The sequence below is a fragment of the Asticcacaulis sp. genome (assembly GCF_035497195.1).
GTDB lineage: Bacteria > Pseudomonadota > Alphaproteobacteria > Caulobacterales > Caulobacteraceae > Asticcacaulis.
The window spans coordinates 863,591-890,032 of record NZ_DATJDZ010000014.1; the positions used below are offsets into that span (position 1 = coordinate 863,591).

At 61.4% G+C, this 26,442-nt stretch carries 22 protein-coding genes; 10 read left to right on the forward strand and 12 right to left on the reverse strand.

What is annotated here, in order from left to right; genetic code table 11:
• The first annotated feature begins 56 nt into the window (after window positions 1–56).
• The 5 genes from VL130_RS08075 (at window position 57) to VL130_RS08095 (ending at window position 4,748) form a co-directional block, all read left to right on the forward strand.
• A complete protein-coding gene (locus VL130_RS08075) occupies window positions 57–1,337 on the forward strand; it encodes a formimidoylglutamate deiminase (protein ID WP_325362256.1) in 1,281 nt (426 codons plus the stop codon).
• The gene (gene hutC / locus VL130_RS08080) at window positions 1,334–2,032 is read left to right on the forward strand and encodes a histidine utilization repressor (protein WP_325362257.1); all 699 of its coding nucleotides are present in this window, start codon (window positions 1,334–1,336) and stop codon (window positions 2,030–2,032) included. The genes VL130_RS08075 and hutC overlap by 4 nt, the downstream gene beginning before the upstream one ends.
• Before the next feature lie 94 nt (window positions 2,033–2,126).
• Entirely contained in the window at window positions 2,127–2,600 is a 474-nt protein-coding gene (locus tag VL130_RS08085) for a DUF2844 domain-containing protein (protein ID WP_325362259.1), read from the forward strand.
• Window positions 2,597–3,871 (forward strand): DUF3443 domain-containing protein, encoded by a 1,275-nt coding sequence (locus VL130_RS08090; protein WP_325362260.1) that lies wholly within the window; start codon window positions 2,597–2,599, stop codon window positions 3,869–3,871. The genes VL130_RS08085 and VL130_RS08090 overlap by 4 nt, the downstream gene beginning before the upstream one ends.
• Window positions 3,872–3,881: 10 nt before the next feature.
• Window positions 3,882–4,748, forward strand: coding sequence for an alpha/beta hydrolase (locus VL130_RS08095; protein ID WP_325362261.1), 867 nt, complete (start codon window positions 3,882–3,884; stop codon window positions 4,746–4,748).
• Between the two features lie 134 nt (window positions 4,749–4,882).
• On the opposite strand, the gene VL130_RS08100 is transcribed toward VL130_RS08095, so the two are convergent.
• Complete coding sequence (locus VL130_RS08100) at window positions 4,883–9,193, reverse strand: translocation/assembly module TamB domain-containing protein (protein WP_325362262.1); 4,311 nt, start codon at window positions 9,191–9,193, stop codon at window positions 4,883–4,885.
• The gene (locus tag VL130_RS08105; protein WP_325362263.1) at window positions 9,193–11,262 is read right to left on the reverse strand and encodes an autotransporter assembly complex protein TamA; all 2,070 of its coding nucleotides are present in this window, start codon (window positions 11,260–11,262) and stop codon (window positions 9,193–9,195) included. The genes VL130_RS08100 and VL130_RS08105 overlap by 1 nt, the downstream gene beginning before the upstream one ends.
• A 283-nt stretch (window positions 11,263–11,545) precedes the next feature.
• On the opposite strand from VL130_RS08105, the gene ada reads away from it, so the two are divergent.
• Genes ada through alkB form a run of 3 tightly spaced genes read left to right on the forward strand, consistent with a single transcriptional unit; the run spans window position 11,546 to window position 13,911 of the window.
• Entirely contained in the window at window positions 11,546–12,595 is a 1,050-nt protein-coding gene (gene ada, locus VL130_RS08110) for a bifunctional DNA-binding transcriptional regulator/O6-methylguanine-DNA methyltransferase Ada (protein ID WP_325362264.1), read from the forward strand.
• Window positions 12,588–13,301 (forward strand): 2OG-Fe(II) oxygenase, encoded by a 714-nt coding sequence (locus VL130_RS08115; RefSeq protein WP_325362265.1) that lies wholly within the window; start codon window positions 12,588–12,590, stop codon window positions 13,299–13,301. The genes ada and VL130_RS08115 overlap by 8 nt, the downstream gene beginning before the upstream one ends.
• Window positions 13,288–13,911, forward strand: coding sequence for a DNA oxidative demethylase AlkB (alkB, locus tag VL130_RS08120; protein WP_325362266.1), 624 nt, complete (start codon window positions 13,288–13,290; stop codon window positions 13,909–13,911). Before VL130_RS08115 ends, alkB begins: the two co-directional genes overlap by 14 nt.
• Window positions 13,912–13,947: 36 nt before the next feature.
• On the opposite strand, the gene topA is transcribed toward alkB, so the two are convergent.
• A complete protein-coding gene (gene topA / locus VL130_RS08125; RefSeq protein WP_325362267.1) occupies window positions 13,948–16,590 on the reverse strand; it encodes a type I DNA topoisomerase in 2,643 nt (880 codons plus the stop codon).
• 272 nt (window positions 16,591–16,862) lie between these two features.
• On the opposite strand from topA, the gene VL130_RS08130 reads away from it, so the two are divergent.
• Window positions 16,863–17,105 (forward strand): hypothetical protein, encoded by a 243-nt coding sequence (locus tag VL130_RS08130; RefSeq protein ID WP_325362268.1) that lies wholly within the window; start codon window positions 16,863–16,865, stop codon window positions 17,103–17,105.
• Here VL130_RS08130 and dprA read toward each other — a convergent pair.
• The 8 genes from dprA to VL130_RS08170 all read right to left on the reverse strand — a co-directional run bounded on the left by dprA (window position 17,090) and on the right by VL130_RS08170 (window position 24,215).
• Window positions 17,090–18,211, reverse strand: coding sequence for a DNA-processing protein DprA (gene dprA / locus VL130_RS08135; protein WP_325362269.1), 1,122 nt, complete (start codon window positions 18,209–18,211; stop codon window positions 17,090–17,092). The genes VL130_RS08130 and dprA overlap by 16 nt on opposite strands.
• A gap of 63 nt (window positions 18,212–18,274) precedes the next feature.
• Window positions 18,275–19,057 (reverse strand): GDSL-type esterase/lipase family protein, encoded by a 783-nt coding sequence (locus VL130_RS08140; protein WP_325362270.1) that lies wholly within the window; start codon window positions 19,055–19,057, stop codon window positions 18,275–18,277.
• A 1-nt stretch (window position 19,058) separates the two neighbouring features.
• Window positions 19,059–19,472: a GNAT family N-acetyltransferase gene (locus tag VL130_RS08145; protein WP_325362271.1), complete on the reverse strand. Its 414-nt coding sequence runs from the start codon at window positions 19,470–19,472 to the stop codon at window positions 19,059–19,061.
• A complete protein-coding gene (locus VL130_RS08150) occupies window positions 19,472–21,790 on the reverse strand; it encodes a glycoside hydrolase family 3 C-terminal domain-containing protein (RefSeq protein WP_325362272.1) in 2,319 nt (772 codons plus the stop codon). The genes VL130_RS08145 and VL130_RS08150 overlap by 1 nt, the downstream gene beginning before the upstream one ends.
• Window positions 21,791–22,126: 336 nt before the next feature.
• Window positions 22,127–22,690 (reverse strand): hypothetical protein, encoded by a 564-nt coding sequence (locus tag VL130_RS08155; protein WP_325362274.1) that lies wholly within the window; start codon window positions 22,688–22,690, stop codon window positions 22,127–22,129.
• Between the two features lie 239 nt (window positions 22,691–22,929).
• Window positions 22,930–23,400, reverse strand: coding sequence for an SRPBCC family protein (locus VL130_RS08160; protein WP_325362275.1), 471 nt, complete (start codon window positions 23,398–23,400; stop codon window positions 22,930–22,932).
• Window positions 23,390–23,740: a metalloregulator ArsR/SmtB family transcription factor gene (locus VL130_RS08165; protein WP_325362276.1), complete on the reverse strand. Its 351-nt coding sequence runs from the start codon at window positions 23,738–23,740 to the stop codon at window positions 23,390–23,392. Before VL130_RS08165 ends, VL130_RS08160 begins: the two co-directional genes overlap by 11 nt.
• 49 nt (window positions 23,741–23,789) lie before the next feature.
• Complete coding sequence (locus VL130_RS08170) at window positions 23,790–24,215, reverse strand: 4Fe-4S dicluster domain-containing protein (protein ID WP_325362278.1); 426 nt, start codon at window positions 24,213–24,215, stop codon at window positions 23,790–23,792.
• 57 nt (window positions 24,216–24,272) lie between these two features.
• Here VL130_RS08170 and VL130_RS08175 point away from each other — a divergent pair, with 57 nt between their 5' ends.
• On the forward strand, window positions 24,273–25,397 hold the full coding sequence (locus VL130_RS08175; RefSeq protein WP_325362280.1) for a hypothetical protein: 1,125 nt from the start codon (window positions 24,273–24,275) through the stop codon (window positions 25,395–25,397).
• Window positions 25,398–25,410: 13 nt separating this feature from the next.
• Here VL130_RS08175 and VL130_RS08180 read toward each other — a convergent pair whose 3' ends face one another.
• Window positions 25,411–26,433, reverse strand: a complete 1,023-nt coding sequence (locus VL130_RS08180; protein ID WP_325362282.1) for a sodium:calcium antiporter — start codon at window positions 26,431–26,433, stop codon at window positions 25,411–25,413.
• Window positions 26,434–26,442 lie beyond the last annotated feature (9 nt).

Consider the following 26,442-nt stretch of genomic DNA (forward strand, 5'->3'; position numbering starts at 1 on the left):
CTATACATAAGGCATAATGTATAGACATATTGAACGCAAGGCTCCAAATTCGCAAAATGTTGTCACTTTGGTTTGAAAAAGCGCTGCTGAAATCAGGCTGGCAATCAGGCGTGCTGCTGACCATCAGCGATGGCCGCATCGCCGCGATAGAAACCGATGCCATGCCTCAGGGTGAGCGTCATGTGGTGGGCCTGCCGGGGATGCCCAACCTGCACAGCCACGCCTTCCAGCGCGTTATCGCCGGGCTGACCGAGCGGCGGACATCCGAGCAGGACAGCTTCTGGTCATGGCGCGAGCAGATGTATAAGTTCCAGGCGCAAATCGGACCGGATGAACTGCAAACCATTGCCGCGCTGGCCTATATGGAAATGCTGGAGGCCGGCTTTACCCGCGTCGGTGAATTTCACTACCTGCATCATCCGCAAGCGGGCACGTTCGATGATCCCGCCGAAATGGCCGGGCGCATTGTCGCTGCGGCTGCGCAAACCGGTATCGGCCTGACGTTGTTGCCGGTTTTCTATGCCCATTCCGGCTTTGGCGGACAGGCGCCCAATGCCGGTCAGGCGCGCTTTATCCATGACCTTGAGGGCTTCCAGCGTCTGCTCGATGCCAGCCGCAACCACGCTGCCCGACTGGATGACGCCGTTGTGGGCATTGCGCCGCATAGTCTGCGCGCCGTCACGCCCGAAGAACTGACGGCCCTGATCCCGATGGCGGAGGGGGCGCCGATCCATATTCACATCGCCGAACAGATGCGCGAGGTCGAGGACTGCCTGGCGCATACGGGCGAGCGCCCGGTCGAGTGGCTGATGGATCGTGTACCGGTTGATGCGCAATGGTGCCTGGTCCATGCCACCCACATGACGCCGGAAGAGACGATGCGGCTGGCGAAATCCGGCGCGGTGGCCGGTCTGTGTCCGATCACCGAGGCCAATCTCGGCGATGGTCTCTTCCTGGCGCGGGATTATCTCAGGCATGGCGGGCGCTTCGGTATCGGCTCCGATTCCAATGTCCTGATCAACGCCGCCGAAGAATTGCGCCTGCTCGAATACGGCCAGCGGCTGATCCACCGCGAACGCAATGTGCTCGATAACCTCTATGTTCGGGCGCTCGATGGCGCGCAGGCGCTTGGCGTGGAAAGCGGTATTGCCATCGATCAGCCGGCTGATCTGGTCAGTCTGGATTGCGATCTCGATACCTTTGTCTTCGCCTCGGCGCGCTCACCGATCGATTGCGTCTGGCGCTATGGCCGCAAGCAGGTGTCTGGCGGCCGCCATATCAAACGCGACGTCATACTTGCCGATTACCGCCGGCTCATGCAAAGGCTATCGTCATGAAGCCGCTACACCAGCAAATCCGCGACGATATCGAGCAGCAGATTCGCTCCGGCGCGCTGAAACCTGGCGATCGCATCCCCTTCGAACACGAGCTTATGGCGCAATATGGCGTCTCGCGCATGACGGTCAACAAGGCCCTGACCCCGCTTGACGAGGCGGGTCTGATCGAACGCCGCAAGCGCGCCGGCACCTTTGTGCGCCTGCCGCGGCTGGATTCGACCGTGCTCGATATTCCCGATATCCAGCATGAGATCACGGCGCGCGGCGAGACCTATCGGTTCGAGCTACTGTCCTATACCATCCACAAAGCGAACAGCGATGAGGAGCGGGAACTGGCGGGAGACGGCGGCAAAATTCTGGTGCTGACTGGCCTGCATTTTGCTTCCGCCAAGCCGCTGGCCTTTGAGCGCCGCCTGGTCAATTTGGACGCTGTACCCGAAGCCGAGACCATTGATTTCACCCGCCAGTCGCCCGGTCACTGGCTGCTCGGCGTCGTGCCGTGGACCCATGTCGAAAACCAGATCAGCGCCATGGTGGCGGAAGCGCAGACGGCGCGGCATCTGCGCATTGATAAAGGGGGCGCCTGCTTGGTGGTCGATCGCCGGACCTGGCGGGAAAAGGCGCGCGTCACCACGGTCAAACAAATATTCGACGGGTCGGCCTATCGCCTGATCGCCCGTTTCGATCACGGCTGATTGCCTCAACTGTGATCCGCTGTCATGATCGTCATATTGCGTTAATGGGTATGATGAATAGTCTGTCTCAGGGGTTGGTTTTGAGGGGATAGCGATGCGATCGGCATTGACGAGTTTGATTGTTGTGGGCGCCCTGGCGCTGAGTGCGCCGGCGCACGCCACACTGGGCGGCAAGGCGGCGAGCATTGATGCGGACCGCTCGCGTCTGAATGCGCGCATGGCGTCACGGGCCGAGCACACGACCTTCACGATTCATGAAATGACGCAGGACAGCGGCACGGTGACGCGCGAATTTGTCCGGCCGGATGGGACTGTGTTTGCGGTGAGCTGGCAGGGGCCGCAGCGGCCCAATCTGAAGCAGCTTTTCGGCGACAGCTATTTCAGCCGCTTCCAGAGCGACAACAAGGCCAATCCGCGTATCCGTATGCGCCGCGCCCTGACCTCGACCCACAGTGATTTCGTGGTGCGCACCGGCGGCCACAGCGGCGCCTTCTGGGGCTTCGCCTATCTGCCGCAAACCGCGCCAGGCGGCTTCCCGGTTCAGACCTTGCAGGGATGCGCCCAATGAAGCCGCATATTTTCCTGGTCGGGTTTCTGCTCCTGCTTGCGGCCTGCGGTGGCGGCGGTGGTGGTGGCGGATCGTCAAGCGGCGGCGGGTTCAGCAGCAGTTCGAGTAGTTCTTCGTCGTCCTCATCCAGCACCAGCGTGGCGCTCGCCAATTTCACCACTATCTCGGTTGATCCCGGTCCGGCGGGGGCTGATGGCAATGTCAATATCGGCTTCGTGACCGTGAAGATCTGTGCGCCGGGCACGACCACTTGCCAGACCATCGACCACATCATCATGGATACCGGCTCAGTCGGCCTGCGCATCGAAAACGAAGCTCTGACCCCGGCCATGCGCACCGCCCTGCCGCACACCATGACCGGCAGCAAGGGTGTCGGTGAATGTTACCAATATGTCGACGGCTATGTCTTCGGCTCGGTGCGGACGGCGGATTTCACCATCGGCGGTGAATCCGTGAGCGCCATGCCGCTGCTGGTCATTGGCGACGATGGCGACTACGCCAATGTGCCAAGCGATTGTTCGTCGGGCGGCGGCACAAGCCATGACACCATCGCCGATTTCGGCGCCAATGGCATTATTGGCATCGGCACGGGGGTCAGCGATTGCGGCAGCTATTGCGCCGCCACCCCGAACAACGGCTATTATTACACCTGCGTCTCGGCCAATTGCACGGCGTCTGTGCTGGCGACCTCGGCCCAGGTGCCCAATCCGGTGGCGCGCATGGCGGTCAATAACAATGGCACGGTCATCGATCTGCCGGCGGTGGCGCATCCCGGCGTAGTCGGCCTGACCGGTAAGCTTTATTTCGGTATCGGCACTCAATCGAACAATGCGCTGGGGAACCGCACCATCCTGACGACGACCAACGGTTTCCTGCTGACGGCCACCTACAAGGGCGTCAACCTGACCCAGAGCTTCATCGACAGCGGCACTAACTTCTATGGGTTCAGCGACAGCGCCATTACCGGCTGCACCGGTGATCTAGCAGGTTTCTATTGCCCGACTTCATCGCTCGACCTGACGGCTACCCTGACGGGGAGCAACGGGGCCAGCGCCAATGTCAATTTCACCATCGATAACACCGATCAACTGGTGCAGGGTCCGAATTACGTCCTGCCGGGGCTGGGCGGTGATCCGAACGGTTTCGATGATCTGCAACCCTATACCAATAGCTTCGATTTCGGCCTGCCGTTCTTCTATGGCCGGAAAGTCTATACGGCGATTTCCGGCCGCAATGCCGGCGGGACGCCTGGCCCCTATGTTGCCTTTTAAGGATATCTGAGTGACCGGTTATTCCGATGTCTATTTCGATAGTCATGACCTGCGGGTGAAGCTTTATGCGCGGGATTATGGTGGTGACGGTATGCCAGTCATCTGCATGCACGGTCTCAGCCGTAATTCGACCGATTTCGAGGTTATCGCGCCGCGTCTGGCGGAGCGCTATCGTGTCATCGCCGTCGATCAACGCGGGCGTGGCAAGTCGGGCTGGGATGCGGAGCCGGCCAACTATTCGCCGGCGCTTTATGTGCAGGATATGTTCAAGCTGATGGGCGAACTCGGCATTGCCCGCGCGGCCCTGATCGGCACATCGATGGGCGGGATCATGGCGATGATCATGGCCATGATCGCCCCGCAGGCGCTGATCGGCATGGTGATCAATGATGTCGGGCCGGAGATCGACGTGAAGGGGCTGGAGCGCATCAAGTCCTATGTCGGCAAATCGCCGCCGATCACAAGCTGGGCCGACGCGGCGGCGCGGGCGAAACAGACCAATGCGGTCGCCTTCCCGGATTATAGCGATGATGACTGGCTGGCCTTCGCGCGCCGCACCTATCACGAGCGGGACGGCATTCCGGTGTCTTCCTACGATCCGGGTATTTCCGGCGCCTTCGATCCGGACGGGCCTGTGGTGGCGCCACCGGATATGTGGGGCATCTGGGAGACATTGAAAGAGATTCCCGTGCTGGGCGTGCGTGGAGAACTGTCCGATCTGTTGTCGGAAGCCACCTTTGGCCGGATGCTGGAAACCCATCCCGGTATGCGCGCCGTGACGGTCGCCAATCGCGGTCATGCGCCGATGCTGGATGAGCCGGAGGCGATCAGCGCGATTGAGGCGTTCCTGGCGGATTTGGCCGGGCAGGAAAAGTAAGATACCCCGCCACCCCGCCTCAAGAGAGGCGCGCTCCCCCTCCCCGACAAGCGGGGAGGAGCGATTCTTATCTGTACCTCCCCGCTTGTCGGGGGGGGACCATGAACGAAGTGAATGGTGGTGGGGTTTCTGACTTAATAATCCTTGGAATACCTTACGCTCGCCCCCGTACCGGCATTGCCCGTGGTGGATAGGAGGCTCAAACTGCGCGACAGGGCGACCTCAAGCTGGGTGGCGGTGAAGCCCTTGGCGTCGGTAACGATCTCGACATAGACATTATTTGTCAGGTACTTGCCCGCCGCCACCGAGGTGCCCCGGCCGGTCGCGGTATCAGCCCCGACGACGCGCAGGCGGTCGATGCCGGTGGCCGATTGCAGGGCGCCGAGCGGATTGAGATAGTCGCTGCCGCCATTCAGCCCATTGACCGCCGAGGCCAGTTGCAGGGCTTCGGTCGGGGAGATATTGGCGACGCTTTCACCAAACAGCATTCGTGACAGGATTTCATCCTGAGGCAGGGCGGGGGTGGAGGAGAAGGCAATCGAGGGGCGTTCGGCCGAGCCGGTCACCTTGATGATGCCTTCGACGTCCTGAACACTGGCGCTGGCGGTCAGGTTGATTTCCGGATCGGTGACCGGGCCGCCGTCAAAGGTGATCGTGCCATTATCGATATCGAAGGAGCGGCCGGCAAAGGTATAGTTGCCGCGCACCACCTTCATGGTGCCGACAATGCGCGGGTCTTTTGTCGTGCCGGTGACGCGCAGGCGAGCCGACCATTCCGATTCCAGCCCCATGCCGGAAACGAAGATCTGATTATCGGCGCGGGCGGCGATATCGAGCCGCCAGAAAGCCGGCAGGGCGATGGCGGATTGCGTGATCCTATCCTCACCCTTGCGGCGGACGCCATCGAGCACAGCGACCTCGGCGGCGGCCTGCTTCATGACCACATATTTGACCTGGGGCAGGCGCAGGTCGCCCTTGATCAGGCCGCCGTCGGCCTCGCTGTTGGTGATGTCGATCGTGCCGGAGACAGTGGAATTGATCGAATCGCTGCGCGCCAGCCGGGCATTGGCCATCTCGACATGGATCATCATCGGGAATTTCTGCGCGGCGGCCAGGCTGAGCCAGCCATTGCCTTTCACCGTGCCTTCGCCGGCGCGGCCGGTGAAGCTGGTCAGCTCCAGGCGGTCATTGGTGAAGCGGCCGTCGAGCGCGATATTGGTGATGCGGGTGCCAATGCTTTCGTTGTCATAGGTCAGGCTGGTGGCCTTGATCACGCCGTTGAGGTGCGGATCGTTGAGCCGGCCGGAGATATCCGCGGCGAGCGCCACCGCGCCGGCGAGTTGCTGGCGCGGCAGGCCGGCCAGCGAGAATGGCATGCCGGCGGGGCCATTATAACGCACGCCACCGCTGACGGCGGCGCTGTTGAGGTCGGCGATCCAGTCGCCGCCGCTCGCTGGCGTGAGCGCCACCTGTGCGCGGCCGACGACCGCGCCACCTTGGCGGATAATGGCGTGGACATAGTTGCTGGCCGGGCTTTTGTCCGGGTTGAGTTGGGCATCCAGAGCGATATCGACCGGCGTCGAGACCACGGCGGCGCTGGCGCGCGAAAAGTGACTGATCTTGAGATTGGCGCGGGCCGTCGGGAAGCCGTTGCCGCTCTGGCTGAAATCGATGGCGCCGCTGGCCGTACCGGTCAGGCCGAGATCCTTCTGCACCATATTGGCCAAGCTGAGATCAAGATCGTTGAGGCGGGCCTGGGCTTTCAGATCTTCGCCGAAGCGGCCGGAGAGATCGATGCTGCCCTGAGGCATGACGACTTTGACCGGCGACAATACCCAGTCGGCGCCGCTCTTGCGGATGACGGCGGGGTGGTTGAGCTTGAAGGGGATATCATTGGCCGCCCCTTGCGCCGCGAAGGTGTAGGTACCCGGCGCGATCGTGCCATTGACGGCGAGATTGAACGGCACATCCTTTTTGCCGGTGGCGACGGCTTGAATAGTGCCGTGTTCGCCGGTCATCTGGATCTTGGCGCGGCCGGTGGCCAGCACGAAATCCTGATAGCGCATATCGGCCATCTGGACATCGGCATTCAAAGACATCTGGTCGTGCAGCACGATATTGGCGGTGACGATGGTGCGACCGACATAGATTTTCATGTCGCCGGGTATGTTGACGCCGCTGCCGGTGGCGTTGACTGCCACGGCCTGATCGCCGCCCTGGTTGGAGAGCAGAGCCGTGCCCTTGAGGCCAGAACCGCTGATGGCCAGGGTGCCGCTGAAGGGGGCGGCTTCGGTCTGTGTGAGAAGACCCGCGGCATCAACCCCGGCGAACGTCGCCTTGTGGATGTCGATGCGCAAGGGTTTGCCCTCGGTCATCACCAAAGCATCGGCCGAAAACGGACCATAGGCGCTGCCGCCATCGGCTAATAGTGCGAAGCCCTGCGGTGTGCTGGAAAGCTTCGCCGTGACATCGACCATCTGGACACCAAGGCCCGGATTAGCGGCGTGGATGACGGCATTGGGATGATCGAGCGTGCCGGAAGCGACCGCATCGAGCGCGCCATATTGCGTTGAATTGGCCTTGGCGTTCAGCGAAATGGCGCCGTTTTTGCCCAGCGAACCGCTGGCGCTGATCAGGGTGAAATCGGGCGACTTGCCGCTGAGATTACGCAGGATCACCACGCCTTGCTCAGTGTAGGCATAGGCGCCGCTCAGTTTCGCGTTGCCGCCCAGGAAGCCTCTCAGGCCGTCTTCCAGTTTTGTCGTCTGGGCATTGGCGGTGCCGGCCACACTAACACGGCCCTTGTTCAGCCTGACATCGACAATGGTGGAGACATTGACTGTGCCGACGCCCTCGACCGCGTAATTGTTGAGATTGGCCTTGACCTTGGCCAGGAACAGATTGTCTTTCAGGTTGCCGGTGAGCGTGCCGGTGGCCTTGATGCGATCGGAATTGATGCGGATGGTGTTGCTTGTCAGCTTGCCGTCATCGAGGCGCACCTCGCCATCGAGCTTCAGGTGCGTCAGCAGGGGATCGACCTGGGCGGCAATGCCGGTCAGAGAGGTCAGTTGCGCATTGACCGGCACGATCATGCCATTGTTGGTAATGCGGCTCTTGCCCCTGGCCGTGAAGCCGTTGAGCTTTATGCCGGCCAGATCAAAACGCTTGGCCGCCAGATCATAATCGATGCGGGGGTTCTCGAAATCGCCGTCGATCAGCAGGTCGGCGCGCAGGTCGGAAGCGGTGAAGTCCTTGCCGAGCACGTCCGGTTTCAGCAGGCGGGCGTGCAGTTCGAGCTTGCGGAAATGGTTGGCGCCGAGATCGACCGTGCCCCTGGCGTCGATGCGCACGGCGTCGGTATAGAGGGCCAGCACATTATCGAACACGCGGTCCTTCATCTTTGAGGTCAGGTCGATCATCACCGCCGGCTTGAAGAGGACTGCGGTATCGCCCGTCAGGATCAGGTCGGGGTGCGTGGCGCCGGTAATGTGGAAGACACCGCTCCGGGCGGTGACGCCGAGATTGAGCAGGTTCTCCGGGCCAAAATCAGCGACGGCGCGGCCGTTCCACTGTTTCCACGTCCCCTTGCCGCCGACATTGGCGGTGAACGCCTTGTCGAATCCCAGCAGTTTCGCCGCCACGCCATCGGCCGGGGCGTCGAGATCGGCGCTGATATCGAGCTGGTTCTTGTCCGGCGCGGCATCGATCAGCACCTTGGCATGGTCACCCTTTTCGCTGATTGCGCTAGCGTCGATCTTCAAGCGCTTGTGCAGCAGGTGGGCCTGACCGTTGAGCGCAAGGGTATGGGCTTCACCCATGACCGGCGCATCGAGCACCAGGGCATCGACCTTCAGGCGGTTGATGTCGATATTGAGGTCCGGCAGCAGCGGGCCATTGTCCTTCGGCGCGTCGCTCGGATTGAGCACCGGCCGGCGCAGCACCTCAATTTTCGGTGTCGAGAAATCGCGAATATCGACATGCTTGTTGAGATATCCGAATGGCCGCCAGTCGAGGTGAATGACCGGACTCTGGATGAAGACGCCCTTGAGGTCCTTGATCTTCACGTCATGCAAGGTCATCTCGCCATAGAGCGAGCCATCGATGTCGCCGATCTCGATCTGCAAACCGGAATTGAGCTTGATGCCGGTGGCGAATTCGACCAGCAGACGGCGGCCCGGCGGCGTATTGAGCGCAACCAGGGAGGCGACGAGCAGAACAGCCAATCCGACAAAGAAGAAGGCGATATTGCGCGACACCTTCCACCAGTTGACGCGCTTCAGATCGAAGCCGGTGCGGGCCTTGACCGTCTCGACCACCTCTTCGGCGGCGGCTTCCACGCGGTCCTTCAGGTGGAGGTCATCATCATGAAGCGGTGCCGGCTGCGGTAAAGCCTCTGGCTTTTCCGGCGCCGTGTCAGGCTTTGGCTGTCTCGGTTTGCGCGCCATCAGAAGGCCTGCCCGATCCCGACATAGAGCGCGATCTGCGGCTCGCTGTTGGTCTTGTCACGGTTAAGCGGCGTGGCGATGTCGATACGGATCGGGCCAAAATTGGTGTAGAGCCGCGCGCCTATGCCGATGCCGACGCGCAGGTCCGAGAAGGACGGCGTGGTCGAGGCGTAGGACTGGCCGATATCGATAAACGGCACGATGCCGAAGTCACCGAAGCGGTAGCGGTATTCGACCGAGGCTTCAAAGAGGCTGAGGCCCCCGGTCGCCGCGCCCGTGGCATCGTGCGGACCGAGCTGCTGGTAGCTGTAGCCGCGCACCGAACCGCCGCCGCCGGCATAAAGGCGCCGTGAAGGCGGTATCTTGTCCAGTTCGCCGCCATAGATGACGCCCAGGCGGCTGCGCGCGGCGATGACGCCCTTGGCCCCCATCGGGTAATAATAGCTGGCATCCAGAACAGTGCGTACACTGGTTCCGCCGCCAGAAAGCGAGATCAGCGGCGTGACCTCGGCGCTGGCGCGATAGCCGGTGGCCGGATTGAGCAGGCTGTCGGACCGGTCATAGGTGATCTTCGTCGGCAGGGCGGCGATATAGTAGTTGTCGGCCGCCGCATCGAAGCTGGCCAGGCCGTCGGAAGCTTCCTTGGAGGCCGCGATGTCAAAGCCGTAGGACCAGGTCCAGACCTTCTGCCACAGGGGTGTCGAGACGCGTGAGATCGAGCCGGCAAGGTTCACCGTATAGGCCTCGTAGCTGTCATAGATATTGTGCGTGGCGCCGGCCGAAAGCTGGAAGGTGCGGTCGCGCTTCTTGGCGTTTGACCGGCGGAAGGTGGTGGTCAGGCCCTGCTCCTGGGTGCCGAGCGCGGCGGTGACGATCAGGGCGCCTTCGGGCGGGAACTTGTTGCGGTTCTGCCAGCTGGCCGTGGCGGTGACGCCTTCGCCGGTGTTATAGCCAAATTCGCCGGCGAGCGTCCGGTAAGGGCCGCGTTGCTGGTGGACGAGCAGGTCGACATATTCCGATCCGTCATCGGCGAAGGCGCCGGTGGCGACCGGCTCGACCGCCACGGAACGGAACAGGCCGGTGGCGACCAAAGCCTCGCGCAGGTCATCGACCTTGCGGTTGTCGTACAGATCACCCTTGTCGAAGCGCGTCATGACGGCAACATGATCGGCGCCGAAGGCTTCCTTGCCGTCGGATTTGAAGCCGCCGAAGCGCGCGCGGTGGCCGGTATCGACCTTCAAGGTATAGTCGCCGGTCAGCTTGGCGCCATCGAGCAGGATATCGCGGTCACCGACCTTGACGAAGGGGTAGCCGGATTGTTGCAGGACCACGCTGACATTGGCCTCGGCCGCCAGCACATTTGTGGCGATAATCTGATCACCGGTTTTCAGCGGCAGGGCGTTGCGGATCAGGTCGGGCGGCAAGGTCGGCTGTGAATCGGCCATGATCAGGCCGAGATGATAGGGCGGACCAGGCGTCACGACGATATGGGCCTGAACCGGCCCCTTGGCCTCGGTCGGCTGCGCCAGGCTGGTGGTGACGGTGCCATCGTAATAGCCCTGCGATTTCAGCAGGCGCAGGATCAGGGCTTCGTCTTCGGTGGCGCGGGCGCGCACCTGGGCGACATTGGCCGCCTTGCCCTTGCCGTTCATCAGGGCGGAGAGCGGCTTGAATTCGTCATTTAAGTGGAGGTCATGCAGGCCATCGACCACGGTGACGTAGCGGATTTCCGGCAGGGCTTCTTCGGCAAGGGCGGTCTGATTGGGCTGGATATCATAGCCTTCCAGCGCCGGCAGCGGGGCGTCCAGCTCTGTGTCTTCGGTCGCGGTCACATCCGGCAGGGCGTCCTCAGCCACGGCAGGGGCGGCTTGCGATGGCGTGGGTTCGGCTGGCGGGGCGGCCGTATCCTCAATCGGCGGTAGGGCGGCGTTGAAGTCCTCGTCGGTAATAATGGGCACATCTGCCGGACGATCAGGCAGGGCGGGGGCTTCTTCCTGTGCGGGCTTTACCGCCGGAACCTCAACGGGCGTTTCCTGATTCGCTTCCCGGGCCTGAGCGTTTGCCGCCAAAAGGCCCAAACCCATGATTAAAGGGCATAATGGCAACGCGAAACGGGTCGTGGCGATAGAAATAATCGTGCCCTCGAAATGTACGGCAACCGGATGCCGCGCGCGATCTATACGTCTGGTGCGTTAAATTTGCGCAAAAAATCGATGTGGAAAGTAGGCGATGTTTCAGAATTTGGCCACCCTGTGCGAATTACACCGCAAGGGCCGGAGTTTTGAGGCCTGCGCTTTCATCTAAACAGGAATTCACACGCCTTTTTGGAAGGAAAATGCTATGATTGACCTTATGCCAGATACCGTTAGATCCGTGGAATTTGACCCGCGCTGGGAGACACTCAGGCGCCGCGAAGCCGGTGACTTTTTCTACAGCGTCAAGACCACCGGCGTCTATTGCCGGCCGGATTGCGCGTCACGCCTGCCGAAACCGGAAAACGTCGGTTTTTATGCCTCGTGCGATGAGGCCGAAGGGGCCGGCTTTCGCGCCTGCCTGCGCTGCCAGCCGCGCGGCGACAGCGCGCAGGCCAGACAGGCGGAGATGATCGCCGATGTCTGCCGTTTTATCGAAGGCGCGGAAGATGCGCCGTTGCTGAATGAGATGGCGGCGCGGGCCGGCCTTTCGCCGCACCATTTTCATCGCCGGTTCAAGCAGGTGACCGGCCTGACGCCCAAGGCCTATGCCGATGCGCACCGGGCGAAAAAGGTCCGCGAAGGTCTGTCGGCTGGTGAAGCGGTGACGGCGGCGCTTTATGAAGCGGGCTACGGCTCCAGCAGCCGGTTTTACGCGCGTTCGGCTGCGATTCTTGGCATGACGCCGAAAGCCTTCCAGAGCGGCGGGGCAGGCGATATCCGCTTTGCTATAGGGCAGTGTTCGCTGGGCGTCATTCTGGTGGCGCAATCGGATAAGGGCATCTGCGCCATCACGTTGGGCGACGATGCCGAGGCGCTGGTCGAGGATTTGCAGGACCGTTTTCCCAAGGCCAACCTGATCGGCGCGGACCCTGGCTTTGAAAAGACCGTGGCGCAGGTCGTGGGCATGGTTGATCAGGGGCAGGGCCTTGACCTGCCGCTGGATATTCGCGGCACCGCCTTCCAGCAACGAGTCTGGCAGGCTTTGCGCGCCATTCCGGTCGGCGAAACGCGCTCCTATGCCGAGGTGGCCGAGATGATCGGATCGCCGGCCGCCGTGCGCGCTGTGGCCGGTGCCTGTGCCGCCAATGCGCTGGCGATCGCTATTCCCTGCCATCGTGTGGTGCGGACCGACGGGGCGTTGTCCGGCTATCGCTGGGGCGTCGAACGCAAGCGCGTTTTGTTACTGAAGGAGGCCCAAAATGTTTGAAGCCGATCTCTTTCCTGACGCCATTTTCGACGAGTGGCAGACCATCGGGCGCGATCTTGATGACCGTGGCTTCGCCATCCTGCCGGGGCTGATCGCGCCGGAAGCCTGTCAGGCGCTGGCGGCGCTGTATGACCAGCCGCTGTTCCGCAGTCAGGTCCATATGGCGCGGCATGGTTTCGGGCGCGGCGAGTACAAGTATTTCGCCTATCCGCTGCCGGATACGGTGGCCGAATTGCGCCGGCGGCTTTATCCGCAACTGGCGCCGATCGCCAACCGCTGGCAGGAGCGTATGGGGCTGGAAACGCGTTTTCCGGCCGCGCATGAGGATTTCCTCAAGCGCTGCCATGCCGCCGGACAGATGCGTCCGACGCCGCTTCTGCTGCAATATGGGCCGGATGATTACAACTGCCTGCACCAGGATCTCTATGGCGCGCATGTCTTTCCATTACAGGTGGCGATCCTTTTGTCACGGCCGGAAGAGGACTTCACCGGCGGCGAATTTGTCCTGACCGAACAACGCCCGCGTATGCAGTCCGTGCCGTCGGTCGTGCCGCTTCAGCAGGGCGATGCGGTGATTTTCGCGGTTGCGCAGCGGCCGGTAGAGGGTACGCGCGGGAGCTATCGCGTCAATATGCGTCATGGCGTGTCGCGGGTCAGGTCGGGGCGGCGTCATACGCTGGGCATTATTTTCCATGACGCAGCCTGATCTCTTCGGAGAGTCCTTTGCGCGTGCGGGCGTAGCGATCCTGCGCGGCTTTGCCCTGACCGATGATATCGCCCTGGTCGCGGCCATTGATGCCATCGTCGCAGAGGCGCCGTTTCGTCATATGATGGTGCCGGGCGGTGGCCGGATGTCGGTGGCCATGACCAATGCCGGCATTGGCTGGGTGGCGGATACGCGCGGCTATCGTTATGATCGCGCAGACCCCTTGAGTGGCCAGCTGTGGCCCGACATGCCGCCTATATTCGTTGATCTGGCGCATCGGGCAGCGCGTGAAGCCGGCTTTGATTTCTCGCCGGATGGCTGTTTGATCAACCGCTATGAACCGGGCGCGAAGATGGGCCTGCACCAGGATATCAACGAAGGCGATTATTCAGCGCCGATCGTGTCGGTGTCACTGGGGCTGCCGGCGACCTTCCAGTTTGGTGGCTTGAAACGCGGCGATCCGGTGGAAAAGATCACGCTCCATCACGGTGATGTCGTGGTTTGGGGCGGTCCGGCGCGCAAGAGTTTCCACGGTGTGCTGACCCTGAAGGCGGGGCACCACGCGATTGGCGGTCATCGCTATAATCTGACATTCCGCAAAGTGCTGTAATTTCTCCTCCCCATTTGAGAAATGGGGAGGAGATTTTTATGCGTCTTCGGCGGTCTTTGTCGCTTTTTTGGGCGCGGCTTTCTTCGCCGGCGCTTTCTTGGCAGCCGGTTTTTTCGCTGCCGCCTTGGTCGCCGGTTTCTTAGCCGCCGCCTTCTTGGCGGGTTTCTTGGTCGCGCCGCCCTTGGCGTTGATCAATTCGATGGCCTGTTCGAGCGTAACGGTCTCTGGCGTCATTTCTTTCGGCAAAGTCGCATTGACTTTGCCGCACTTGACGTACGGGCCATACTTGCCGGCCATGACCGAAATCTTGTCGCCGCCTTCGCCCAGGGTGCCGAGTTCTTTCAAAGGCGCGGCCGCCGCTCCACGGCCCTTGCCACCGCCGCCGGCACGCTTTTCCGCGATCAGGTCGACGGCGCGATTAAGCCCGACTTCAAAAATTTCATCGAAGTTCGACAGGTTGGCATAGGTGCCGCCGGTTTCGATAAATGGTCCGAAGCGGCCAAGTGCGGCCTTGATCGGCGTCTGGTCTTCCGGATGGATGCCGACCGTGCGCGGCAGGCTGAGCAGCTTCAGTGCGCGGTCAAGGTCGATCGAGGCCGGCGGCCAGGCCTTGGGAAGTGACGAGCGCTTGGGCTTGTCTTCCTTGGATTCCGGTTCGCCAAGCTGCACATAGGGACCGAAACGGCCGATCTTGAGCGAGACGACCTTGCCGGTTTCGGGGTCTTCACCCAGATCCTTGTCGCCGGTCGCGCCTTCAGCCCCTTCGGCGTCGGGATTGCCGACCGGGCGGGTGAACTTGCATTCCGGATAGTTGGAGCAGCCGATAAAGGCGCCAAACCGCGAGGTTTTCAGCGACAGCAGGCCATTGGCGCACGACGGACAGGCGCGCGGATTGGAACCGTCGCCCTTGTCGGGGAAGATAAGCGGCCCAAGCGACTCATTGAGCGCATCCAGCACCTGCGTGGTGCGCAGTTCGGTCATGCCATCGGCGGCGGCGTGGAAATCGACCCAGAAATCGCGCAGCAACTGCTTCCAGTCGAGCTTGCCGTCGGAGACCAGATCGAGCTTTTCTTCGAGGTCAGCGGTAAAGTCGTACTGCACGTAGCGATGGAAGAACTGATCGAGGAAGGCGGTGACCAGACGGCCCTTGTCTTCGGGGATGAAGCGGTTCTTGTCCATGCGGACATAGGCGCGATCGCGCAGCACGGTCAGGATGGAGGCGTAGGTCGAAGGGCGGCCAATGCCGAGTTCTTCCAGCTTCTTGACCAGCGTGGCTTCGGAATAACGCGGCGGCGGCTCAGTGAAGTGCTGATCGGCCTCGGCCTTGTGGACATCGGCGATCGTGCCTGATTTCACTGCCGGCAGACGGCCGCCTTCTTCGTCGTCCGTATCGTCCTTGCCTTCTTCATAGACGGCCATGAAACCATCGAAGGTTACCACCTGGCCGGTGGCGCGCAGGCCGGTCTGCTTGTCGGCGGTGAACAGGTTGATCGAGGTGTTTTCGACGCGCGCCTGCTCCATCTGTGACGCCATGGTGCGCTTCCAGATTAGCTCATAAAGGCGCGCCTGATCGCCATCGAGGCGCAGGGTTTCCGGGCGGCGATAGAATGAGGTCGGGCGGATGGCTTCGTGGGCTTCCTGGGCGTTCTTGGCCTTGGCCTTGTAGAGACGCGGGGATTCCGGCACGTAAGGGGCGCCGAAGCGTTCGGCGATGACCTTGCGCATTTCGCTGATGGCGCCCGGTTCGACATAAACGCCGTCGGTCCGCATATAGGTTATGAGACCGACCGTCTCGCCGCCGATATCGACGCCTTCATACAGCTTTTGCGCCGTCTGCATGGTGCGCGAGGCCGAGAATCCGAGCTTGCGCGCGGCTTCCTGTTGCAGGGTCGAGGTGGTGAAAGGGGGCGGCGGCGATTTCTTGCCGGGCTTCTGATCGACCTCGGTAATTGTGAACTGCGAGGTCTTGATCGTGTCGCGCGCCGCGAAAGCCAGGGCCTCGTTCGGCAGGTCGAACTTGCCGAGGCGCTTGCCGTTATACGTGAACAACTTGGCGGTGAAGGGCGGAGAATTGGCCGAAACCTCGGCATCGACCGTCCAGTATTCCTCGGTCTTGAACTTCTCGATCTCGATTTCGCGGTCAACGACGATCTTCAGCGCCACCGATTGCACGCGACCAGCCGAACGGGCGCCCGGCAGCTTGCGCCACAAAACGGGCGACAGGGTGAAACCGACGAGATAATCGAGCGCGCGGCGCGCCAGATAGGCATCGACCAGGGGCATATCGATGTCGCGCGGCGCGGCCATAGCGGTCTGGACGGCGGATTGGGTAATGGCGTTGAAGGTGACGCGCTGGACCTGCTTGCCCTTCATCAGGCCTTTTTTCTTGTTCAGCACTTCCAGCACATGCCACGAGATCGCTTCGCCTTCACGATCCGGGTCGGTGGCGAGGATAACGCGGTCGGCTGTCTTGATGGCGTCGGCGATATCATTTAGGCGCTTGGCCGATTTCGGATCTACTTCCCAGGTCATGGCGAAGTCATCGTCCGGTTTTACCGAGCCGTCTTTCGAGGGCAGGTCACGGATATGGCCGAAGCTGGCGAGAACGGTAAAACCCTTGCCGAGGTACTTGTTGATGGTCTTGGCCTTGGCCGGGCTTTCTACGATAACAACGGTCATAAAATCTCTTGTCAGGCGAAAATCGTGTCCGCGAACGGTCCGGCGGACAAAAAGGAAGGAGGCGACAAATCCCAGCCCTTAGATCATGCGCCACGCCGATTAATCAAGACTCGTGGCTGGCCCGGTGGTCAAGGAACAGGAGGCATACATGCTGAGCGAATTGTTTTCTGTCAACGCTTATAAAATAATTCCCGATTACAATCTTAAATTGATAGTATTTTAAATACAATCAATGATACATGTTAACCATGTCATTGCGGGGAGTATTTTACATGTCCATGTCCTCAGGTAAAAGCGCTTATAATCTGACACATCAGCAGAGCGACGTGCTCGATTATATTACCGAAATCGCCCAGGAACTGGCGCAGATGGCCGAACGCGCCGGCTGCGGCACATTGGGGCACGATCTCCGTCAGGCCCTGCTGACGGCCCACGGCATCGGCGAAAAGTCGTCAAATGAGGGAATCGCTGCCTCAAATGGCCTTGATGGCAAACACAGTCAGGAACGGCTGTAAAAGCCGCCTTCGCTGGCGGTGAGTCGTCCGGCGATCTCCAGTTCGCTGAGAGCGGCGAGGCCGATCCAGGGCTGCGCGCCGCATAACCGCAATAGATCGTCGCGGTGGACCGGTGTTTCACTGACCAGATCGAGCAGCTTGTGGCTGACGCGGGCGATATCGTCTTCATTTTGCGGCTGAGCGATGATGTCTGGCGCGGGTGACAGTCCGGCCGTTTCGGGGGCATTGAAGCCCATCTGGGCTTCCAGCACGCGAATCACATCCTCGGCGCTTTCGCACAGATTGGCGCCTTGCCGCAGCAGGTCGTTGGCGCCGCGGCAGCGCGGATCAAGCGGCGAACCGGGCACGGCGAAGACCTCGCGGTTTTGTTCGGCGGCGAGGCGGGCCGTGATCAGCGAGCCGGAGCGCAGTTCGGCCTCGACCACGATGGTGCCGAGCGACAGGCCGGAAATGATGCGGTTGCGGCGGGGGAAATCAGACGCCGTGGCGCGATGGCCGAGCGGGCTTTCCGACACCAGCAGGCCATGTTCGCGGATTTGTTCGTACAGGCCGCGATTATCCGGCGGGTAGATATCATCCACACCGCCGCCAAGCACCGCCACCGTGCCGCTTTTCAATGACATCTCATGCGCGCGGGTATCGACGCCGCGCGCTAGTCCGGAAATGACGTGAAAGCCAGCATCGCCAAGCTCATGCGCAAGCGTCTGGGCGATTTTCTGGCCGGCGGCGGAGGCATTGCGAGCGCCCACTATGCCGACGGCCTTCTTGCGCGGCTTGAGCGGGCCTAACGTCCACAGGACCGGCGGCGCGGCATCGATCTGTTTCAGCAGGACGGGATAATCGTTATCGCCCAATACCAAAAGCCTTGCGCCGGCGGCTTCGGCGCGCGCCAGTTCCTCGTCAAGTCTGGCGACAGGGTATGGCGTCAGCGATCCGCCGGTGCGTTTGACGACCTGCGGCAGTTCTTCCAGTGCCCGCGTGGCGGAACCGAAACGCAGCATCAGATTGGCGAAATTGACCGGCCCGATGCGCTGGGTGCGCGACAGCCGCAGGCGGGCGATACGCTCGGCCTGATCGGTGGCGGCGGCAATGCGATCAAATCCCATTGGTTGTAATCCCCCTGATATCGCGTGACGCTAACAGGCTTTTGGGGATGGCTCAAGATGTGCTTATTTTTTCAGGGCCGCCTCGATCGCCTGTTCGGCCACCGGCGCCATGAGGGCATAGGCAGCGTCGTTCGGGTGGATGCCGTCCGAGGTATATTCCGCCTTAAGCAGCCCCTTGTCATCGCGCAGCAACGGGCCGTAATCGATCAGGCCGTAGCCGTGCGCCTGGCAGAAGCCGGAGAGCCAGGCATTGAGCCAGGCCACGCGTTCCGGCTTGCGGTCTTCCAGCATGGTGACGGCATTGGGTGTATAGTTATTAACCGGCATCAGCAGAGTGAAGACCGGTTTGATGCCATTGGCCTCGGCGATCTCGGCCATGGCGGTGTAGTTGGCGGCGATCTGGGCCTCAGTCTCGACCTGCAAGACGCCCTGCACATCATTGATGCCGGCCAGAATCACGACCGCTTGAGGTTTCAGCGCCACGACATCGGCATGGAAGCGCACCAGCATCTGGGGGCTGACCTGTCCGCCGATGCCGCGATTGACATAGGGCTTTCCGGGAAAGAACTTCGCCAGGTTCCAGCGGTCGGTGATCGAATCGCCGATAAAGACCACGCGCTGCTCACCGGCGACGGGTGCGGCTAAGGCGGTGTTCTGCGCGGCATAGATATATTGTTCGCCGAAATCCTCGCCCATCTTGGCGACGATGCCGGCGCGATAAGGCCCAAGCCACTGGCCCCAGTCCTTTTCGACCGCCGGCTGGCGCGGCGAGGCACTCTGATAATCCGCGGCCAGGGCGGCGGGGGCGAAACACAGGGCGAAGAGGATAATCAGCCAGCGGGTCATTTCAGCGTTCCATCAGGGTTTCCGGCCATAATGGCGCATGGAAACCAAATTTTTCATAGAGGCTGTGTTTATCGCTCGTCGCCAGTGTAAAACGGCGCACATTCTGCAAATCCGGGTGGGCGAAAACCGCTTCAAGCAGGCGCGTGGCGTAGCCGTTGCCGCGATATTCCGGCACAACGAACACATCGACCAGGTTGGCGAAGGTGGCGCAATCGGTGATCACGCGGGCAAAGGCGATCTGCTCGCCGGCCAGATGACCGGCAAAGCAAAGGGCATTCCGCATGGCCCTGTCGAACAGGTCACGCGGAATGCCCTCATTTTCGCTTTCGGGCCAATTGGATGCGCCATTGAGGCAACGATACACGGCGTCGAAATCGATCTTCGCCGTGTCCGTCGTGACCTCAAGGCGCAGCACTACTGACCTTTGACGTTCAGGGTCTGCGCATCGATATGCACCGTGATCGTCTGAGCGATGTCGGCGGCGGAGGTCGCCAGCATCACCTTGTAGTCACCGGCCGCGATATTCCAGGTCTTGCTGGCGGAGTCATAGGTGGCCAGCAGGCGCGGATCGACCGTGACCGAGACGGACTCGCTTTGGCCGGGCGCGACCTCGACCTTCTTGAAGGCGCCGAGACGCTTGGGCGCTTCCCAGCCAGAACCGGAAACATAGACCTGCGCCACTTCCTTGCCCGCTACGGCGCCGGTGTTCTTCACCGAGAAGCTGGCTTTCAGGCCCTTGCCTTCCGGCGCGGCGGTCAGGTCCGACAGGGCGAAGGTGGTGTAGCTCAGGCCATGACCGAACGGGAAGAGCGGCTTATAGCCCTTCTTGTCGAACCACTTGTAGCCGACCGCCGCACCTTCGATGTTGTAATTGCTCATCGGATGCGAGTCGGCGTCGAGCTTCGGATCGCCTTCGAGCACCGGACGCGGGGTCTGGTCGAGCGAGGCCGGGAAGGTGGCCGGCAGGTGACCGGAGGGATTGACCTCACCGGTCAGCACGCGGGCTATGGCCTCGCCGCCATTGGTGCCGGGATACCAGGCCTCGACCACGGCGCCGACCTTGGAAAGCCACGGCATGACGACCGGACCGCCGGTTTGCAGCACCACGACGGTCTTTTTATTGGCTTTTGCCACGGCCTCAATCAGGGCGTCCTGATTATTGGGCAGGTGGAGATCGGGCGCATCGATGCCTTCACCGGTCCATTGTTCGCCGAAGACCAGCACGATATCGGCCTTTTTCGCGGCGGCCGCGGCGGCCTTCACGTTCTTGCCGTCGAGGAAGGTGACGGTGGCCTGCGTACGCGCCTGGATGCCCTTCATCGGCGATGACGGATACCAGGTCTTGGGACCGGGGAAGCCGTTCGGGGCGAATTCGTCCGGCACCGGCGAACCGCCGATCGGATAGACCTGCGACGAACCGCCGCCGGAGAGCACGCCGACATCGGCATGGGCGCCGACGATCAGGATCGACTTAGCGGTCTTGCTGAGCGGCAGCAGACCTGGCGTATTTTTCAACAGGACCATGCCTTCTTCGGCGTCGGTCTGGCTGATCTTGCCGTTTTTCGCATAGTCGATGGTGGTCGCCTGGTCGCCATTGACCGGGTGATCGAACAGGCCGACATCGAACATAGCCCACAGGATGCGCCTCGCCATATCGTTGGCGCGGTCCTGCGACACGTAGCCGTTATTGACGGCCTCGCGCAGGGCGCCGTCGAAATAGGGCGAGCGGTCGAAGGCCCAGCCGGATTGCTGGTCAAGACCGGCGTTGGCGGCCTGGGTGGTCGAGTGCGTCGCGCCCCAGTCGGACATGACATAGCCCTTGAAGCCCCAGTCGGTCTTCAGAACCTGATTGAGCAGCCAGTCGTTTTCGCAGGCATAGAAGCCGTTGACGCGGTTATAGGCGCACATGACCGAACCGGGCTGGCCGATCTCATTGGCGATCTCGAAGGCCAGCAGGTCGGACTCGCGCGCCGCCTGGTCGCTGATCTGGTGGTCCATCTGGTTGCGGTTGGTTTCCTGACCGTTGAAGGCGTAGTGCTTCATGGTCGAGATGACGTGGTTGGACTGGATGCCCTTCATCTCATGGCCGGTGATGACGCCGGCCAGCAGGGGATCTTCGCCGCCATATTCAAAATTGCGGCCGTTGCGGGCTTCGCGCAGCAGGTTCATGCCGCCGGCCAGTTGAACATTGAAGCCTGACAGGAAGGCCTCGTTGCCGATCATGGCGCCGCCGGCTTCGGCGACCTCCGGGTTCCAGGTGGCGGCGGTGGCGATACCGGACGGCAGGGCGGTGCGCTGGCGTGGATTGGGCGAACGCTGGGTGGCGACGCCGACGCCGGCGTCGGTCTGCCACTGGTTGGGGATGCCAAGGCGCGGGATGCCGGGCACGAAACCGGCGGAATCCGGCAGGCCTTCCTTCGGGAAGACGTAGTTCTTGATGGGGGTGACCTGCCACTTCTGGTCGGTCGAGAAATAGCCGAAGGTCAGTTGCAGCTTTTCCGCCAGCGTCATTTCCTTGAGGATCAGGTCGGCGCGGGTGGAGGCGTCAAGGCTGGTGTCCATCCACGGCCTGTCCGCCGGCACATCGGTGCGGACGGTGGCCGCGGGGGGCGGGGCATTGGTGGTCTGGGCCTGAACGGCAGGCGCTAAGGCGAAAGCGCCGATGAGGGCGCCAAAAAGCGCCGTGGTCGCCAGAAGTCGCGGGCCGAAAGCGGCCGGGCGGAGTGAAGTCATAAGGTATCTCCCAAGATGTTGCGTCAAGGACGCCTTTACCGGCGCCGCATATTATTGCGATCCCTGGTGTCCTGATCCTGAAATTCGCAAAATCCGATATCAGGCACTAACGAATTTCAGGATCAAACGGACGCCAGCAACTTTACGATGCTAGTATCGTTTTGATTTCGAAGTTCGCCGGTGGTCTGATATCGAAGTCATGCGAACTTCGAAATCACGATACTAGGTGATCGTACTGGCTTCCGGTGTTATAGACGAAAACAGCGCTGTCAAAAGCGAAAAAGCGTGCTCTGTAAAAGGAAGTGCGCTGATAACGTTTGCAGTAACGGGCGGCTGTTACGGAATGTTGTGCGGCAAGAATTTCGGGTTATAGCCGGGGCCGAAGTCAAGCAGGAAGACCGGGCCGAGCGCCACGGTCTGGGCGGCGGTCGCCAGTTGCACGCTGACGCCGAGCGTGCCTGTGGGGTAATCCTGATCGGCGGTGGCGGTGACGTAATGCAGCCGCCAGTCCGGGGTCAGGGTGAGGCTTTGCTCGCCAATGCGGGTATAGGGCGCGGCGCTGTGCTGCACCACGGCGGGAATGGTGGCGCTGGCCGGGGTAACGGCGCGGCCCCAGAAGGCGAGCAGAATGACATCGCCTTTTTTCACGGCTTTTGAATTGGAGACGCCGGCCTGGATATCCCACGGATTGGCGCCGGCGCCGGCGGTGGTGACTTGCAAAGCGGCCCCGCCATTGACGTTCACGTCCTTGATCAGTTCGTGCTTTTCGCCGGTTCCGAACAGGCTCCATTGATCGGCGGCGGGGTGATTGATCATGCGGCCGGCGATATCCGGTGCAGCATACACGGAGGTTGCGCTGACCAGCAGGCCGGCGGCGAGGGCGATTCCAAGGCGTTTCATCAGGCAGCTCCCAACGGTTATATATTGTTTTTTTTCTGTGCTATGTCTGATGAAAAGCCGCCCCTGCGTCAAGTCTGATGATGGTCATGTTGCTGGCGATGCTCGCCTTCATTGCTCTGTGGGACGTGGAGGAAAAGCCGATCAAAGGGCGTAATCCGGATATCGCCACAGATGGTCGAGGCGGCGATTCCCGAAGGGGTGGAAGACGCCGATTTTCCGGAACGTCTGAAGGGATAAGTTTATCCTGGTGCTTCGGCGAAGGCGGCGAGCTGGGCGATGGTGGTGCCCCAGCCGTCGTGGAAGCCCATGTCTTCATGCTTTCGAGCGTCTGCGGTGTTTTTGTGCAGAACGCGAGATGAATACCGGGTGCCGTCTCCTTCCGCGTCGAAACCTATAATGGCTGTCAATGCCAGCCAGGGTTCGGCGGGGTGCCAGCCCTCGGTCAGAACCGTGGTGAAGACCAGGCGTGCTTCAGGCGCCACCTCCAGAAAGCAGGCTTCGACATGCGGTTGAAAGGGGCCGCCGCCTTCGCGCATACGTGTCTCGAAGCCGCCGCCCGGACGAAGATCCAGCTTGACCACATGGCACTCGATGGGGGCAGGTATCCACCATTTGGCCAGATGCTCCGGTGTGCTCCACGCCTTCCAGACCCTGGCCGGCGGCGCCTTTATAAATCGTGAGATAGTGAGTTCGGACAGGTCAGCCGGCATCTTCAATACTCCTGGGCATCTGGGTTTCAACATAGTCCGCCAACCGGTCCGTTCGGGCTTGCCAAAGCGCGCGTTGCTCGGAAAGCCATGTCTCTGCCGCCGCCAGTTTTTCGGCGTTCACCCGGCAGGTCCGAACGCGGCCGACTTTTTCGGAACTGATCAGGCCATCTGTTTGAAGGATATTCAGATGCTTCATGAAGGACGGCAGCCCCATATCGAAGGGGGCCGCCAGTTCCGTGACCGGCGCCGGGCCTTGAGCCAGCCGACTGAGAACCGCGCGCCGGGTAGGGTCGGCGAGGGCGTGAAAAGCGGCGTCGAGGGATGTTTGATAGTTTTCCATATGGAAAACTATAGGCGTTTCTTTTCCATTTGGCAAACTAAATGTTCGGTCAACGCCGTTTTAAGGTGATCGCTTTTTCCGGGCAGGCTGACACACACAGGCCACATGCGCGGCAGGCGTCGGCATTAACGGCGAACGACTGTTTCCAGCCGTGGACGAAGCCTTTTATCTTTGCCAGCGTTCCCAGACCGATGCGGTCTTCCGGCGGCAGAATGTCCAGTTCGAAAACCTCATAGGGGCAAATGACGACGCAATCCGCCTTGCCCTCGCAGCGTGCGCGGTCGATTACCGGTGTAAATACACCGGGGTGCTGCTTGCAGGAGTCGTCTGGTTTTGATGGAAAATTAGCCATTTTACGCGATATTTTTATGGAAAATTTATACGCCTTTAATCGTTTTACGTCACGGTAAGGGCTGTTGCGTACCCTATAGTCTGGCGGCAAAAAGCCCCAGCTATTTCTGAACAGAAAGTTCACTTAATGCACGCGCGGGCGGCATCCAATAATAGAACCGGCGCTCAGGCGGCGCGTGATGTGCGCAATCTGGTTAATCTGGGCGAGACGGCCTCGACCAGCCGGGTGCTCAACCTGTCGCAGATTTTCACCGCCAGCGGCGGCACGCCAGGCTATGCCGCCAATCCATTTTTCCGCAATTCGCAACTCAATAAGGCGCTGCTGGTCAAGCACACCCTGCGCCCCGGTGAGCACGAGCTGTTCGGCGGGGGACGCCGCACCGCCACCAAGATCATCCTGCCATTCGACGCCGCCGATCTGCGGCTGGGCGGACGATCGATTTTCATCAACCAGACGGGCTATGTCAACTTCACCCGGTCCTGGCTCAACAGCGAGGAGCTGGCGGGCAATGCCGACCTGCAAATCCTGCAACATCTCGACGATATTCCTTCGCTCGACCCCTTCCTGGCGCGTGAGCAACTGGCGCGTTTCGGCTTTCACCCCGATCCCTGTTACCTGATCATCTCGCCGCACGATCTGGGGGAAATGGTCGGTTTCGCCAACGCCGAAATCGAGCGCCTGGTCATGACGGCCTTTGGCGCCGGCATGGAGGCATCGGCGCTGCGGCTGACATCAAAAATCCTCGCCAACGACCTCGACAGCGATCTCGATCCGCTCAAGCGGACCTTCCGCATGAGTGACCGGGATTTCACTGAAGGCATGTTCTCGTGGCGCGGTTTCCTCTATTTCAAATGGCGGCAGGCCCGGCTTCAGGCCGATATAAAACAGGTGGTCGATGGTCTCCACAGCTACCGCACCATCGGCCCGGCCGACGCGGCGACCGGCGAATACCTGACCGGGGCGCGGCCAAGGCTGGCGAAAAAGCTCATCGCATCGGTTGTGGCGACGCGGAAGGCGCTGCGAGTCTATGACGAGGCCTATCAGGCGCTGACGCAAGGCGCGGAACCCGGTCCCTTCCGCAAATTCCTGATGGACGGTCCGAAAATGTTCTTTGAGCTGGGGGAAAGTATCGGCATCCTCAGTCATATCGGCGCGTTCTGGAGCTATCGTATGGAGACGCGCTCAGGGCAGGCGCGTCTGACCCCGGCAGAATTCGCCGATATCCTTGTCGATTTCGAGGACAGCCTGCTCGCTATCGAAATGACCGCGCCCCAGGCCGTGCCGGCGGCCGCGACCCTGCTCTAGGGCTGGCTTGGCTCTAAGGCAGGCCGAGCGTTTTCCCGAACAGCATATAGGCTGCGAAAAGACCGTAGAGCAGCGCGATGGCGGCCAAGGCGCGGCTGTCGACCTTGCCCTTGCGGAACATCAGCCACAGCACGACAATGGCCAGGGCGGTAACGATGCCTGAGACCAGCAGGGCGGCATCGAAGCGCCACGGCGTGAAGACAATGCCGAGCGCGCTGGGGATGGTGGCCTGAATCATCATGGCGCCGGAAATATTGGCCAGGGCCAGCCGTTCCTTGCCCTGACGGACCCAGATGATGGCGTTCATGGTTTCCGGCAGTTCGGTGGCGACGGGCGACAGCAGCAGGGCGACCAGGTGCGGCGCCATGCCGAGGCTTTCGCCGATGGCTTCCAGTTGCGAAACAAAGATATGCGAGGCGAAGGCGATAACGCCGAGCGCCAGCAAGGCCTGCACGCCGGCCCAGGCGAGATTTGGATTGCCGGGGCGGATCTTCAGCGGCTCCAGGTCTTCCTCTTCCTCACTGGTTTCGGCGGTATTGATTTCACGCCACACATAGATGCCGTAGGCCACTAGAAACAGCACGCCGAGCCAGGGCTTGTAGGCGAAGACGACCAGGCCGAGCGTGACCTTGACGGCGAAGATAGCGAGGAAGCTCATCTGGTCGCGGCCCAGACGCCTGGCGTCGATGGCCACGGCATGACTGATCTGCTCTTGCAGGGCCTTGCTGCGTTTTCGCTGATTGAGCCAGAAGGCGAGGCCGACGACGCCGTAGGCAATGGTGGCCAGCACCAGCGGGCCGCCCATGGCCGCGCCAACGCCGATATCCTTTTGCAGGGCGGTCTTGCCGAAAACGACCGCCATGAAGGTAACGGCGCTTTCGGGCAGGGCGGTGCCGAAGGCCGCCAGCACGGAGCCGACCGCGGTGGCGCCGAGGTTCATGTGCTTGCCGCACCATTCGACGCTGTTGACGAAGAATTCGCACGCCAGATAGATGGCGATGGCGGAGCCAAAGAAGAGCAGGAGGGTGAGAAGCATAGAGTCACA

Coding starts and splice junctions, on each gene's coding strand:
- VL130_RS08075 (WP_325362256.1), top strand. CDS start 57: ATGTTGTCACTTTGGTTTGAAAAAGCGCTGCTGAAATCAGGCTGGCAA.
- hutC (WP_325362257.1), top strand. CDS start 1,334: ATGAAGCCGCTACACCAGCAAATCCGCGACGATATCGAGCAGCAGATT.
- VL130_RS08085 (WP_325362259.1), top strand. CDS start 2,127: ATGCGATCGGCATTGACGAGTTTGATTGTTGTGGGCGCCCTGGCGCTG.
- VL130_RS08090 (WP_325362260.1), top strand. CDS start 2,597: ATGAAGCCGCATATTTTCCTGGTCGGGTTTCTGCTCCTGCTTGCGGCC.
- VL130_RS08100 (WP_325362262.1), bottom strand. CDS start 9,193: ATGGCGCGCAAACCGAGACAGCCAAAGCCTGACACGGCGCCGGAAAAG.
- ada (WP_325362264.1), top strand. CDS start 11,546: ATGCCAGATACCGTTAGATCCGTGGAATTTGACCCGCGCTGGGAGACA.
- VL130_RS08115 (WP_325362265.1), top strand. CDS start 12,588: ATGTTTGAAGCCGATCTCTTTCCTGACGCCATTTTCGACGAGTGGCAG.
- alkB (WP_325362266.1), top strand. CDS start 13,288: ATGACGCAGCCTGATCTCTTCGGAGAGTCCTTTGCGCGTGCGGGCGTA.
- topA (WP_325362267.1), bottom strand. CDS start 16,590: ATGACCGTTGTTATCGTAGAAAGCCCGGCCAAGGCCAAGACCATCAAC.
- VL130_RS08130 (WP_325362268.1), top strand. CDS start 16,863: ATGTCCATGTCCTCAGGTAAAAGCGCTTATAATCTGACACATCAGCAG.
- dprA (WP_325362269.1), bottom strand. CDS start 18,211: ATGGGATTTGATCGCATTGCCGCCGCCACCGATCAGGCCGAGCGTATC.
- VL130_RS08140 (WP_325362270.1), bottom strand. CDS start 19,057: ATGACCCGCTGGCTGATTATCCTCTTCGCCCTGTGTTTCGCCCCCGCC.
- VL130_RS08150 (WP_325362272.1), bottom strand. CDS start 21,790: ATGACTTCACTCCGCCCGGCCGCTTTCGGCCCGCGACTTCTGGCGACC.
- VL130_RS08155 (WP_325362274.1), bottom strand. CDS start 22,690: ATGAAACGCCTTGGAATCGCCCTCGCCGCCGGCCTGCTGGTCAGCGCA.
- VL130_RS08160 (WP_325362275.1), bottom strand. CDS start 23,400: ATGCCGGCTGACCTGTCCGAACTCACTATCTCACGATTTATAAAGGCG.
- VL130_RS08165 (WP_325362276.1), bottom strand. CDS start 23,740: ATGGAAAACTATCAAACATCCCTCGACGCCGCTTTTCACGCCCTCGCC.
- VL130_RS08180 (WP_325362282.1), bottom strand. CDS start 26,433: ATGCTTCTCACCCTCCTGCTCTTCTTTGGCTCCGCCATCGCCATCTAT.